This is a genomic window from Halioxenophilus aromaticivorans (genome assembly GCF_042850945.1).
In the GTDB taxonomy this organism is placed as follows: Bacteria; Pseudomonadota; Gammaproteobacteria; order Pseudomonadales; family Cellvibrionaceae; genus Halioxenophilus; species Halioxenophilus aromaticivorans.
In genome coordinates, this window is sequence record NZ_AP031496.1 from 4090086 (window position 1) to 4103328 (window position 13243).

Sequence of the window (13243 nt, forward strand, 5' to 3'; positions counted from 1 at the left end):
TTTTTAACACTTAAGGCAGGCAACGTTACGAGAATCAAAACCATTTTTATAAAATTATTGATGGAAAATACTAAACAGATTCGTATATTGTGTCTACAAACCATAAGTTAAAGATGCTTTACTCTTGGTAAAACAATATAAAAACAGGCTTAGCGATCAAACTATGACCAGAAAACTACCGGCGTTAACTCCCGAAAACAGCTCCTTCTGGCAAGGAGGGAAAACCAACCAACTTATGATGCACTTTTGTCGCCAATGTGACCGCTACTTTCACCCTCCAGGACCGGTTTGTCCTAGTTGTGCCAGTGATGCCGTCCACCCAAAAGCCGTTTCAGGTAACGGCCGGATTCTTTCCTTCACGGTGAACTACCAACCCTGGGCAAAAGATCTCACTGTGCCATACAGCATAGCCATTATCGAACTTGACGACCAACAAGGCCTTCAGTTTATTAGCAACGTCATTAACTGCGACCCCGAAACACTTAGTGTTGGTTTACCGGTAAAGGTTTGCTTTGAGCAGCACGATGATGTTTGGATTCCATTGTTCGAGGTAAACCAATGAACGTAGCAAATATAGGCGAGAAGAAAGTCGCCATCACTGGAACCGGGCAATCAGAGGTGGGCCGCCCCTCTAACCTTTCTGCACTAAAATTAACCACGGACGCCTGCTTGGAAGCCATTGCAGACGCCGGCTTGACCAAAGCCGAGATCGATGGCGTTGCCTGTTGGCCCGGCGATAATAACAACGGCAGTGCCTTCTCTCCGGTCGGCCCTAACGCCTTAATTTCAACGCTGGGCTTAAACGTCAACTGGTTTGGCGGCGGTTATGAAGGACCAGGCCCCTTGGCCGGAGTGATCAACGGGGCCATGGCCATTGCCGCCGGCTTTTGTAAACACGTATTAGTCTTTAGAGCCATTACCGAGTCAACCCAGCGACAAACCGATAAAACCGCCAGTGCGCTCAACAATAAAACCGTGGGCCGAGACACCAGCTTTTTTTGGCAATGGTATACCCCATTTGATGTACGATCGGCCATTAACCTAGCCGCACTGTACGCCCAACGCCATTTTCATCTTTACGGAACGACCCAAGAGCAACTGGCCCAAATTGCGCTCACTTGCAGAGATAATGCCGTCTTAAACCCAAAGGCGGTATTTCGCACACCGTTAACGCTTCCTGATTACTTACAATCCAGAATGATTTCCTCCCCGTTGCGATTGTACGACTGCGACGTTCATTGCGATGCCGCTACGGCCATAATACTTTCCCGCAGCGATGTCGCGAAAGACACGGCGCATGCGCCTATTCGTATCGAAGCGATCGGCTCAGCACTGAACCAACCCTGGAGCTGGGATCAAATTGATTTAACCGGTATGGCCGCCATCGATGCGGCCAACATGATGTGGTCCAGAACCGACTACCGCCCGGAAGACGTTCAGCAAGCGCAGTTATACGACGGTTTTTCGATCTTCACTCTACTGTGGCTGGAAGCCTTAGGCCTGTGCCCAACAGGTGAAGCCGGAACATTTATTGAATCTGGTGCCAACATCAGCCGGCAAGGCCAGCTTCCCATCAATACCAATGGTGGCCAACTGTCTGGCGGCAGAACCCATGGCTTGGGCTATGTAATGGAAGCCTGTGAACAGCTTTGGGGGCGTGCTGGAGACCGACAAATCAAGCCACACCAGGTCGCCGTTGCCGCATCAGGCGGTGGCCCACTGGCCGGCAGCCTACTGCTGGTAAAAGATTAACAGCCTCGATGAAAAAGAACTACTTAACCTCAAGGCTCAGCTTAAAACAGTCTAACTTAAACACAATAAGGAAAATAAAATGCCCGATAACAGTATAGACTTTTCTGCTCAATACGGCCCCTGGGCGCTCATTGTTGGCGCCTCACACGGCACTGGCGCCGAGTGCGCTCGACAACTGGCCGCCCAGGGTCTCAATTGTGTGCTTGTGGCCCGCAATAGCGCGGCGTTGCAAGCATTGAAAAACGAATTGGAATCGAGCTTTTCTGTTGAAGCTCGGGTCATCAGCGCTGATTTATCAACGAACGACGGCGTGAAAAAAACATTGGCTACCCTTGAAGATTTAGACCTTGGCCTTCTGGTGTACAACGCGGGCGCCCCGGCCTACCCCAGTACTTTTATCAACGCGCCGTTACAGACGTGGACCGATTTAATCAACCTTGGCGCTAATTCACTAATGAGCATTACTCATGCAGCGGCCAAGCGACTCAGCAACCGTGGCCGAGGCGGCATTCTATTTATCGGCTCACAAGCCGCTTTAGGCGGTAATAAAAAGTTTGCAATGTACACGGCGACCAAAGCATTTATGCTGAATTTAGGCGAATCTTTATGGATGGAACTTAAAGACAGTGGCGTGGATGTTCTAAATTTTTTAATTCAAGTCGTCGACACACCCACATTGCGCAAAGAAATGCAGCGTGCCGGAATAGAAGGCAGCGATGCCGAAACCATTCCTGGTGTGTATCCAGCCAAGACAATTATAGAACTCGCCTTGCGAGAGCTACCCAACGGCCCGACCTTTGTGCACCCGCAAGACGAAGAAACCAATGCTGGCATTGGCATCCAGCGTAAACGAGATATAGAAGAGCGATGGGAGCACACAGCGCCTTATGTTGGCGAGGATTAATTTAGCGCCGAACAGCAAATATAATTCAGCGAGCTTTCGCTTGTAGAAATACAACTTTTGGGCCCAAAGATTCACTTCCTACATTTTCGCAATTCAAAAGAAGATGGATCTAAGGGCTAAAGTAAATTAGTTCAGATCAAAAAAACGGGGCTTCTAGAGTCTATAATTATGGCCTGACGATCAATCTGGTTATTGTGTTCAGATCTTCACGAGCATTTGAATTGAATTTCTCTAATCTACTGATTTATGAGTTCTGTCAAATTATGAGTTAAATGTGCCCGAGATAATTACCAGGAGCCCCGCATGAAAGAATCAACATTCAGCAATGACAAGATTATCGCCTTCTTCTAATAGGAGGGGGTCGGGGTAATAGGAGGCGGTCGGTGGCCGTAGGCACTAATTCTGGTAAAATCGATGTTTATGGAAATCAGAAATTTGCCATTCAAAATTATCGGACAACTACCGCCTTTATATCGATATAACAGAAAACACATATAGGAAACTTTAATTTAATGACAAGAAATAAGATGCTAATCAGACCACCTACCTGAGCTTAGCAAATTTTTGAAACAGCAAAGCCTAGACACCAGTGGATTCGAAAAATACCGTAAGGAAACTTGTAAATAGCTATTTTCGGATTTAATGAATGAAGTTCGTCTTAGGGTTGGTTTTTGTACAGAGATTGATCTTTTCATTCAGAAGCTTCAGCGATATTTGGCCGTACGGCAGTTTTGATAGAGAGATTACTACACACCCACCTTCCACAGAATTGGTTTGAGGCATCTGATCCCGGAGCGTAAGAAGCGCTCTACAAATCTCGAGCTATCCGCCGATTTGTCGACATCGATTTAGGCAAAAAACCTGTAGAAGTCGAAACCACCATCTGCAAATTTCGCCCACTAAGTTATGACCCTTCATTAGGTGGCGATTTATTTCAGCTAGTGAGTGTGCAGCTCGAGGAAAATGGTCTCAAGCTGAACCTTGGCACTATCGTGAATGCGACTAATATCGCTGCACCGTGCTTAATGAAAAACAAAAAACGTTAGATTGACCACGACATAGACTCTACGCCGACAGCCAACCAGTTACATTTTTTCATGAAGGTGTATGTTGTCGTAGATAGCCAAATGATGCTAATCCATTCCGTCGATATGATTTTCATGAGAGTTCATGACTTAAAAGTGCTTGCAGATTTATTGCTTTGCAGCGAGAAACGCATCTACTGAATTTCAGCTTATATAGGCCAAAGGGCGCAAATAAAAGCCAAAGTGGAAGACGCAGGGAATTTTACGCACAATCGAGGGCGAAAAAAATACCCTTTGAGCGAATCTCCACAAAACCAAAATTTGACCGGGAGTCGAGCACTTATTTTGAGTAATCTACCACCAATTCGGCTATCGTAAAGTTCGATATAATGGCTTAACGAAAACCCACAGGCAGTACTTACGAAATTCACTTTGGCCAATGTGGTGATCACAAAACGATAGTTGTTGGCCATTTAGAATGGCGAGGCCCGCCTGAAAACTGTACATCGCCTATGGAACTATGGCAATAAGAGAATTTTCAGCTTCAAATACTATTGGCTACTGAATTTCATATACGAAGTGATTAATACTTCGAGTTAATTAATGATTTTCATACTAATGTACAGGTGAGCCATAGCGGAACACACCCGCTAACGCGTTATCAGCGGGTGCTGTTAGTGGCCGAAGAAACGGTAAATTAAAAACCAGACTTCGGCAGTTTTAACAACAAGAAGAAGGTTAGTCTACCTTCACTAAAGCTTTACCCGTGGTAGCGCCGGACATCAATCGGCCAAACGCCTGTGGCGTGTTGGCCAAGCCCTCGGTGATATCTTCCACCACTTTAATTTTGTCGGATTTTATCCAGCCTTCCAGTTCTGCCAGTGCCGCTGGCACCTTGTCGTGATAGGTGAATTGCAAGAAGCCTTGCATGGTAAGTTGCCGAGCGACCACCTCCCACAAATTGGTAATGGGGTTACGGTTGTCGGTTTGATTGTAGTCGGCAATCATGCCGCAACACACGATTCGTCCGTATACCTTCATGGTGGTTAGCATGGCATTAAGAATCGCGCCGCCAACGTTATCGTAGTAAACATCTACACCGTCGGGCACCAGCTCGTTTACCGCTGCAGCTAGATCTGGGGCGGTTTTGTAATTGATGGCGGCATCAAAACCAAATTCTTCGGTAATCAATTTGGCTTTTGCGTCCGAGCCCACAAATCCAATCACTCGGCAGCCCCGCTGCTTGGCAATTTGACCCACCATACTGCCGGTTGCACCCGCCGCAGCACTTACCACCACGGTTTGCCCTGCTTGGATTTGGCCAACTTCATGCAGGCCGCAGTAAGCAGTTGTGCCAGAACCTCCCAACGGCCCCACGTAATAGGACAGCGGGATGCCCTCTTTGGGGGACAGTTTTTCCAGTAAAATCGCCGACTCATCCACCACGGAATAGTCTTCCCAACGGTTCAACGCGAAAATAATATCGCCGGGTTGATACTGGCTGTTTTTGGATTCCACCACGCGACCCACGGTTGGGCCCTTTATAACACCATCAATGGGGATGGGCGGGAAGTAGGATTCTTTGCCTTCCAACCAACCGCGAATGGCCGGCTCTAACGACAAATACAAGTTACGCACCAAGAACTCACCTTCTTCAATAGAGGGCATAGCGCTTTCTACCAATTTGAAGTGTTCCGGTGTGGGGTTACCGTGAATTAAGGAGGCCAGTGTTATTTGACGATTTACGGGCATAGTATGGCTTCTTTTTACTTTTATAGTTGTTTGAGTATGTGTCTATCTAATAAGCCAATCTATTAAACCAAGCCATTAAGCCAAGCGCTCGGGCCTAACGATTAGGCTTAACGATAAACACACCATTCTCTACTACTTTACTGTGCCAGCTGGCTTTGTTCCACCTCACCGAATAGTTAGGCCCAAGGTGTGTATTCCGCCCGCAACCGTGCCGCCCTCTTATTGAGTAAGTTTACATGAGTACTATACCCGCAAGTTGGCATATCGCGGCTTTCTTCGCAATTAAAATATAGTTATTTGAGTTTTTATTTCGTTTTGGTTTAAGAAGCCACTAAATATAGCAGCCCTTTTTTATAGGTAAAAAACATGTTTGTTGGTTTTTTTGAATCTTGGTGATAGAGTAATTTTGCCGTTTAGCCAAGCTAGAGATTTTTATAACGATAAATTAACGGCCTCAGAAACTAACAATAAACCGCAATATCTCGCAATAAATTTAATAACAACGGGGTTCTTGAAATGAAGAACAAACTCTCGCTGCATATCGCCATGGCGACGTGCACAACCATGACTATTGCTCCCTTTACACACACCTTTGCCCAAAGCGAAAACCAACCCTCAGCTCGCGGCGGCCTGGAAGAAGTGGTTGTTACTGCCCGTAAACGGGAAGAAACCATGCAAGATGCTCCAGTAACTGTGACGGCTATATCACAGGATAGAATTCAGAAGTTCGATGTTTCGAGCCTGGAAAAAATTGCCGCCATTTCACCCCAGTTTTTCGTCGGCCGCTCGTCCAATGGCTCCGGCGCGCAGATGACCCTGCGAGGCATCGGCTCCAGCTCCACCAGTATCGGTATTGAACAATCGGTAGCTGTGATATTAGACGGCGTTTACTACGGCCAAGGCCGGGTCTTAAACGAAGGCATGTTCGACCTCGCCCAAATTGAATTACTCAAGGGGCCACAGTCGCTATTCTTTGGTAAAAACGCCACCGCCGGCGTGATATCACTCACCACCGCTAAACCCACCGACGAATTCGAGGCGACAATCAAGGCCGCCTACGAAACCCAGGCAGAACAAACCCGAATTGAGGGGGTAATTTCGTCGCCCATTAGCGACAGCGTTGGTGTTCGCCTCGCCGTGCGTTACAGCGATATGGACGGCGGCTACTTTGACAATAAATCCACTACCCAACCCTACAATGCCTTTGACGTAGCTACCGGTAATATCGTTTCCGATACCGCACCGGCAGATAACCGCGATGCGCCGGGCGAAGAAGAAACCCTTGCCCGATTGACCGTTACGGCGGACCCAACGGACGACCTATCCATGACGTTTGTTGCCGCGATGAGTGAATCCGAGGTTACCAATTCCTCTTGGAACTACACTCATTTTAACTGCCCCGGCGGTGTGGGAGGCCTAAACCCTAGCTTGCGTTGCGGCGATAACTTTGTGATTACTCAAAACCGCATGCCATCAATATTGGCCAATAGCTTGCCCAATGCTCGCAGCAATGGTGATCTGTTTAACGAGTACGAATCCACCTCGTTTACCGCCAATATCGAGTACGCACTGGATAACCTGACAATCACCTCGGTAAGTAATTATCAAGAGAATACCAATACATTTGGTTTATCCGGTGATTTCCAGTCTTTCCCTACAGCCACCTTTGCCACCGAAGAAAGTACATGGAATGCCCTTTCTGAAGAATTGCGACTGTCCAGCGATTTTGACGGCAAGTTCAACTTTTTACTGGGAATTCTGTACCAGAAAACCGAACGCGAATTCGATCAATGGGTTGCTACTGCAGGGCTTATGAATAGCCTGGCACCAGACCCAAGCTTGGTACATGTGGCCAACCAAAAAAGCAGCTTTACCGATGGGGAAACCATTTCTCCATTCTTCCAGTTGATGTTTGATGTGTCTGAAACCGTAGAACTGAGCTTGGGTGCACGCTACAGCGACGAAACCAAAGAATCAGAGTTTGTACACCCCTACAACAACCCCGGCCTGGGCGGTATTTGGCGCACCAATGAAGTGGCTGTGGGCGACCAAGAATTTACCGAGTGGTCACCCGAGGCAACCCTTAGCTGGCAAATTAACGACGACGTGTTGGGTTACGTAGCCTATAAAACCGCGTATAAATCCGGTGGCTTCTCCAACAGTGGTATTTACTCAGCCGATTTTATGGGCGGATCTGAGTCCGACTTTACGTTCGACCCGGAAACCGCCGAAGGCCTTGAAGCCGGCTTAAAGTCAACACTGATGGAAAATCAATTACGACTGAACTTTACTGTGTACGCCTACGAATACGAAGACCTACAGGTGGATTTCTTTAACTCGCCAACCTTCGCATTCATTACTCTTAACGCCGGTGCCGCGACTACCCAAGGGTTTGAATTCGATACCGAATATGCCCCCTACGCTATCCCTGGACTAAGCGTACGCAGCACAGTGGCGTACAACAAAGCTCTTTACGATAACTTTATCGCGCCTTGTTGGGCGGGACAAACTGCTGAACTGGGTTGTAACACAACGGTTCCTGGTACCAATGGTACACCTGGCCAAGATATCAGTGACGAACCCACAGCAATGGCGCCGGACTGGACTTTCTCCTTGGGCATCAATTACGACAACACACTGGAAAATGGCTGGGAGTACGGCATTAGCGCCGACGCGCTTTACACCGACGAAACCAACCCATCGGCTTTTGCCAATCCTTACGCGCAACGCGATGCCTACACGACGCTGAACGCCAGTATGTATTTGGCCGGCGTGGATCGTCAGTGGCAATTGCAATTGTTGGGTAAAAACCTAACCGATGAGCATATTGTCTCGGGCGTAGTGGACGGCCCAAGCACACCGGTTGCCGGTGGTGAATACGCCGATCAATTAGGCTTCACTTCTCTGCCCAGAACTGTTGCAGTGCAGTTAACCTATCGTTTTGACTAGGCATTTCACTTAGAAAGCTAAAAAGCGCAGGCATTCCGGTGCCTGCGCTTTTTTGTGGTTTTTAAAGCTCTTGGCTTTAGTCCGATTGCTCTGACGGAAATAGCGACTAAGCCAAGGTATTATCTTTTACGCAAACCTCTAGATGCTCATCCACCACACGTAGATCGTAGGTTTTTAGCGGTATGGTTGTCATTGTACCTTTGGGAACACCTGTTTTTAAATCGAACATGACACCGTGTACGGGGCAGGAGATAAAACAATTGCGGATGCGGCCGCCTTCTAATTTCGCTTTTTGATGGGTACACATATTTTGCACCGCGTAAAAATCGCCTTTAGCATTGCACACCAACAAATCTACCCCATCGATTTCTACTGCCTTAGCTTGGCCTGGGGATAAATCTGCCACGGGGAAGAGACGAGTGTACTCTGAATTCATTAGAACCACCTATTACGAGAATTAATTATTGTTTTACCGGGCATTGCCCATTTCGCCTGCACAGACTATCACAAACAGTCTGGACTGTCTTTTATTTTGAATCGCTAGAACCTAGCTCAATCACCAGCTAGCTATGGACTCGCTTGACATTTTTTTAGAACAAGCGTAAAAAATAAATCATTGGGCCAAATCATAATTATCCCAATGGCGATAATCGCCTGAGGCCCTAGCGATACTCATCTTTAATATCAGCCCGTTCTATAACAATAAAAAATCAGGAGTTTCTTATGTCTAAGCAAGACGACCATAAAACCGAGCCTCAAATTTCTCGCCGCAAGCTACTTGCCGGCATTGGCTCCACGGCAGCCTTAGGAGCCACCGTTGCAGGAATATCGGTAACTAGCCAGGCACAAGCACAAAGCCAAACCGGCCTACCCAAACACTGGGATGCCGAAACCGACATCGTTTGTGTGGGCAGTGGCGCAGCGGCCCTCACCGCCGCCGTTACCGCTACCGCCGGTGGTGCCAAGGTTATGGTTGTTGAGAAGGCCCCAGTGGCCGGTGGTACCACGGCTAAATCCGGCGCTGTATTTTGGATACCAAATCATTACGGCCTAAAAGCCCGCGGCATTGACGACAAACGTGACGAGTGCTTGGAATATCTGTGTCGTTACTCCTACCCTACCGCCTTTGACGCCAAGGCCAAAAACCTGGGTTTACCCGAGGCAGACTACGCCAAAATTGCCGCCTTTTACGATAACGGATCGGACATGGTGGATTTTATCCGTGAGCAGGGAGCCCTTAATGTTGGCGAGTGGCGCCTGTGGGATTTGGACAAACCAGCACCGGATTACTTAGAGCACGTACCAGAGAACAAGGTGCCGGCTGGCCGACCGTTGACCGTGTACGATGAAGACGGCAACGCAGCGTGGGGATTTGGCATGATCGAACAGTATGAAAACTGGTTAGCCGAGCGCGGTGTTAACATTATGACCGAGGCCCCGGTAACCGAAATAATTCAGAGCAAGGGAGAAGTGGTCGGCGTTAAGGTGAATCATGCCGGCATCGAGAAAACCATTCGTGCCCGTAAGGCCGTTATATTTGGTACCGGCGGCTTTGCTCACAACGAACAGCTCCTGCGTGAAAACCAAGATGTTTTTGCCTATGGCTCCTGCGCCCAGCAGGCCGCCACCGGTGATTTTATTTCTCTTGTTAAACCCCTAAAAGCACAACTGGGTAATTTAGGTGGCGGCTGGCGCGGCCAGGTGGTGTTAGACCAAGCCCTGGAAAACCGAGCCGTGGGCACGGGCATGTTTGTGCCGCCAGGCGATTCCATGGTGCTGGTGAATAAATTTGGTAAGCGGGTGGTAAACGAACACCGCAACTACAACGATCGCACCCGCGTGCATATGGTGTTTGATGAAACCAACGCCGATTATCCCAATCAGTTATTAATGATGATTTATGACGCCCGCGTGGCCGAAACCACCGGTAAAGATAACGGCCTACCGCCGGTTAGCAGTGATGCTAGCCACGTGATTGGCGGTAAAAATTGGCAAGACCTGGCTAAAAATATTCGTAAACGACTGGATAAATTCAGCGCCCATACCGGCAATTTCCAACTGGACGACAGCTTTGCCAAAGGCCTAAGCAAAACCATAGAGAACTTTAACGGTTACGCCAAAGCTGGCAAGGATGAAGAGTTCCAACGAGGGGATTACGACTACGACCGTGAATGGCACCCGGTATGGACCATGTTCCAAACCGGCAAGGGCCATAAAGAAAACCCCTACCCCAATAGCACCTTACACCCCTTCAGCGATAAAGGCCCTTACTACGCCATAATATTGGCCCCAGGAGTGCTGGATACCAACGGCGGCCCGGTGACAAACGACAAGGCCCAAGTGGTAGACGACCAAGGCCAGGCCATTGCCGGTTTGTACGGAGCCGGAAACTGCATCGCCAGCCCGTCACATAACGCCTACTACGGCGCCGGCGCCACTATCGGCCCAGCCATGACCTATGCCTACATTGCCGCCACCAACGCCTTAAAAGAGCCGGTAAAAGAGGTTTAATAGGCATGCTAAGACTACAACTCTTGGGCTCACTGGGTATCGCATTGGCGGTGCCCTTGGCCCAGTTTGCCAATGCATCTTCATCAGTAACAGAAGCCACCACCTCTGCGGCGGCCGAGGAAGTGTCTTTTAATAAAAAGGTGGTGCCAATTCTTAAGCGTCGCTGCGCCGTTTGCCATATTACCGGTAACGAACCCGGCAATATGGCGTTAACGCCTAATAGCGCCTATGACTCTTTAGTCAACCAACGCTCGGTGCAAAGTAATTTGCTACGAGTAAACCCCGGCGCCCCCAGTGAAAGCTATATTGTGCACAAGCTACAAGGCAGCCAAGCCGAGGCCGGCGGCATAGGCGACCGTATGCCCTATATGGCTCCGCCATTATCCAGTAAGCAACTGCAATTAATTGAAACCTGGATTAGCCAAGGTGCGCAAAACAACTAACCAAGCTAAACTGCAGCCAAATGTTGTTTGGAATACGCTATGCCCGCCATTATTGATCACGACCAACGCCGCCTGGAGATCGCCCAGGCGGTAGAAAGTATTGTAGCCGCAACCGGCGTGCAAGCAGTAACCATTCGCGAAGTTGGCAAGGTGGCGGGTTTTAGCCCAACAGTCATTACCCACTATTTTCAAAACAAACTGGAGCTAATGACCTTCACCTATGTGAACGCACGGCTGCGCTCCACCAGCCGAGTGGAGCAACAACTCGCCGCCGAGGCAGGCCCCTTGCAATGCATCAGCCAGTGCTTTCCCACTACGGAAGATCGCCAAACCGAATGGAAGGTATGGTTTGGTTTTTGGGGAATGGTGACTGAGAACCCCAACCTGAAACAAGAACAAAGCCGAGGCGTCGAAGACTCATTAAATTTATTTAGCCGGGTCTACCATGCGGCAGACGCTCGTGGTGAACTGTCTGGCCGAGCTGACATCAACGCACTGGCAACACGAGCACAATATTTGGTAGATGGTATTGCTTGCTTGGCTTTACAGCAGCCAGAGATGTGGACGGCGGAGAAACAGCTCGCAACACTGGAAGCAGAGCTTAAGTTAGTTCAATAATCTTGGGTTAATTTAGGCCAAAAAAAACCGGCCGAAGCCGGTAGAGTTAGCAGTTACACCACGCACACTAAATTCTGGCCAAGCCTCTTACATTACTGGTGGCTCGGTTGTTGGATCGTCGGCTAGCAGATAGTTAACCCAGTTGTGAAAGTACTGGTTACCGCGTTCGTTGCGACCAAAAACCACGTTTTTGATGGCCCCGGATTCAAGGCCTTGTTGCACTTTAAGCCCTAATCCATAATCCTCTTCTTCCACCACCTTCCAAATCCAATCAATGGTTTTAATAAGCTCTTCTCGCGCTTCGCCTTCGATGTTGTCTTTGTTGAGGTAGTACACCACAGTCCGATTTTCCGCCGGCGTTGGGCCGGGAATAATCTGGGCAATTTGGGTTAATTCCGGCGCTACGAATATAGACACGTTAGGGAAAAAGGTACGAATAAAATCGTAGCCCTGATTCTCGTGTTTGTGCCGTTCGCTTTCCGGTACCTCTTTTAATTGGCCAATACAACGTTGCGGGAAACCAATTAAAATATGCGGCCCGTAGCAGTCAAACTCCATAATATTGGAGAAGGTACGCGGAAAGATAGTATCCGGGTGAGCCGCCGCAAAATGATAACCCTCTAGGTAGCCGTCGTAGGCGACTTTCCAGTTGGCGCCATGCATATCGCGCTGGCCGTAGTAGGTGTAGTTGGCAAAATCCAACAATTCTACGTCTTCGATCATTCCGCCTAAAAAGGCCTCAAAATCGACTTCTAAACCGGGGGTTAACACCGCGAAGATCAAACCCGCGCGTTCGTAAGTTGGCAGCTGGGTTAGCCCCAAATCGGTTTTATCCACCTCGCCAAACTTTTCTCGATCGGCAACGCCGCGCAAGCTACCATCGCCGCTGAAACTCCAGCCGTGATAAGGGCAACTAAACACCGCTTTGTGGCCGCAGTCTTCGGTTGCGATCTTCATGCCCCGGTGCGGACAAACGTTCAACATCACTTTGGCCGAGCCATCACGCTGACGCACCACCAACAGGGGCTTATCCAAAAAGGTAATGGTTTTGTAGTCACCCGGCTTAGGCAGCTCGTGGGAGAGACCAATCAAGACCGGTTTTCTGCGGAAAATTAGCTCCATTTCTCGCTGATATTGATCCTCGTTAAGGTAGGAATCAACGGGCACTTGCATGGTAGAGTCAGCCTGGTCTGTGGTGCCATCATCTACGTGCTCGATCATACGAGTAATAATGCGGTTATAATTTTCTTGGATAGACATGGGTTATTATCGCCTCTTACGACTTATTA

The 13243-nt window shown here is 48.7% G+C and carries 10 protein-coding genes; 7 read left to right on the top strand and 3 right to left on the bottom strand.

Annotated elements, in window-relative coordinates; translation table 11 throughout:
• The first annotated feature begins 163 nt into the window (after positions 1 to 163).
• The 3 genes from ACGHM3_RS17540 (at position 164) to ACGHM3_RS17550 (ending at position 2656) form a co-directional block, all read left to right on the top strand.
• Positions 164 to 562 (top strand): OB-fold domain-containing protein, encoded by a 399-nt coding sequence (locus ACGHM3_RS17540; protein ID WP_345425775.1) that lies wholly within the window; start codon positions 164 to 166, stop codon positions 560 to 562.
• Positions 559 to 1752: a thiolase family protein gene (locus ACGHM3_RS17545; RefSeq protein ID WP_345425778.1), complete on the top strand. Its 1194-nt coding sequence runs from the start codon at positions 559 to 561 to the stop codon at positions 1750 to 1752. The genes ACGHM3_RS17540 and ACGHM3_RS17545 overlap by 4 nt, the downstream gene beginning before the upstream one ends.
• A gap of 79 nt (positions 1753 to 1831) precedes the next feature.
• Positions 1832 to 2656 carry an SDR family NAD(P)-dependent oxidoreductase gene (locus ACGHM3_RS17550; RefSeq protein ID WP_345425781.1) on the top strand — a complete coding sequence of 275 codons (825 nt, stop codon included), beginning with the start codon at positions 1832 to 1834 and terminating at the stop codon, positions 2654 to 2656.
• A gap of 1763 nt (positions 2657 to 4419) precedes the next feature.
• Here the strand turns inward: ACGHM3_RS17550 and ACGHM3_RS17555 are convergent.
• Complete coding sequence (locus tag ACGHM3_RS17555) at positions 4420 to 5433, bottom strand: NADP-dependent oxidoreductase (RefSeq protein ID WP_345425784.1); 1014 nt, start codon at positions 5431 to 5433, stop codon at positions 4420 to 4422.
• A 516-nt stretch (positions 5434 to 5949) separates the two neighbouring features.
• On the opposite strand from ACGHM3_RS17555, the gene ACGHM3_RS17560 reads away from it, so the two are divergent.
• On the top strand, positions 5950 to 8382 hold the full coding sequence (locus tag ACGHM3_RS17560) for a TonB-dependent receptor domain-containing protein (RefSeq protein WP_345425787.1): 2433 nt from the start codon (positions 5950 to 5952) through the stop codon (positions 8380 to 8382).
• Positions 8383 to 8488: 106 nt separating this feature from the next.
• On the opposite strand, the gene ACGHM3_RS17565 is transcribed toward ACGHM3_RS17560, so the two are convergent.
• Positions 8489 to 8818, bottom strand: coding sequence for a Rieske 2Fe-2S domain-containing protein (locus ACGHM3_RS17565; protein ID WP_345425790.1), 330 nt, complete (start codon positions 8816 to 8818; stop codon positions 8489 to 8491).
• A 287-nt stretch (positions 8819 to 9105) separates the two neighbouring features.
• On the opposite strand from ACGHM3_RS17565, the gene ACGHM3_RS17570 reads away from it, so the two are divergent.
• Genes ACGHM3_RS17570 through ACGHM3_RS17580 form a run of 3 tightly spaced genes read left to right on the top strand, consistent with a single transcriptional unit; the run spans position 9106 to position 11954 of the window.
• Positions 9106 to 10893: an FAD-dependent oxidoreductase gene (locus tag ACGHM3_RS17570; protein WP_345425793.1), complete on the top strand. Its 1788-nt coding sequence runs from the start codon at positions 9106 to 9108 to the stop codon at positions 10891 to 10893.
• 5 nt (positions 10894 to 10898) lie between these two features.
• Positions 10899 to 11336, top strand: coding sequence for a hypothetical protein (locus tag ACGHM3_RS17575; RefSeq protein WP_345425797.1), 438 nt, complete (start codon positions 10899 to 10901; stop codon positions 11334 to 11336).
• 39 nt (positions 11337 to 11375) lie between these two features.
• On the top strand, positions 11376 to 11954 hold the full coding sequence (locus ACGHM3_RS17580; protein ID WP_345425800.1) for a TetR/AcrR family transcriptional regulator: 579 nt from the start codon (positions 11376 to 11378) through the stop codon (positions 11952 to 11954).
• 87 nt (positions 11955 to 12041) lie between these two features.
• Here the strand turns inward: ACGHM3_RS17580 and ACGHM3_RS17585 are convergent, their stop codons facing one another.
• Positions 12042 to 13214, bottom strand: coding sequence for an SRPBCC family protein (locus ACGHM3_RS17585; protein WP_345425803.1), 1173 nt, complete (start codon positions 13212 to 13214; stop codon positions 12042 to 12044).
• Between the last annotated feature and the right edge of the window lie 29 nt (positions 13215 to 13243).

Bases quoted from the DNA above. Each gene is read 5' to 3' on its own strand.
- ACGHM3_RS17540 (WP_345425775.1), top strand. From the start codon at position 164: ATGACCAGAAAACTACCGGCGTTAACTCCCGAAAACAGCTCCTTCTGG.
- ACGHM3_RS17545 (WP_345425778.1), top strand. From the start codon at position 559: ATGAACGTAGCAAATATAGGCGAGAAGAAAGTCGCCATCACTGGAACC.
- ACGHM3_RS17550 (WP_345425781.1), top strand. From the start codon at position 1,832: ATGCCCGATAACAGTATAGACTTTTCTGCTCAATACGGCCCCTGGGCG.
- ACGHM3_RS17555 (WP_345425784.1), bottom strand. From the start codon at position 5,433: ATGCCCGTAAATCGTCAAATAACACTGGCCTCCTTAATTCACGGTAAC.
- ACGHM3_RS17560 (WP_345425787.1), top strand. From the start codon at position 5,950: ATGAAGAACAAACTCTCGCTGCATATCGCCATGGCGACGTGCACAACC.
- ACGHM3_RS17565 (WP_345425790.1), bottom strand. From the start codon at position 8,818: ATGAATTCAGAGTACACTCGTCTCTTCCCCGTGGCAGATTTATCCCCA.
- ACGHM3_RS17570 (WP_345425793.1), top strand. From the start codon at position 9,106: ATGTCTAAGCAAGACGACCATAAAACCGAGCCTCAAATTTCTCGCCGC.
- ACGHM3_RS17575 (WP_345425797.1), top strand. From the start codon at position 10,899: ATGCTAAGACTACAACTCTTGGGCTCACTGGGTATCGCATTGGCGGTG.
- ACGHM3_RS17580 (WP_345425800.1), top strand. From the start codon at position 11,376: ATGCCCGCCATTATTGATCACGACCAACGCCGCCTGGAGATCGCCCAG.
- ACGHM3_RS17585 (WP_345425803.1), bottom strand. From the start codon at position 13,214: ATGTCTATCCAAGAAAATTATAACCGCATTATTACTCGTATGATCGAG.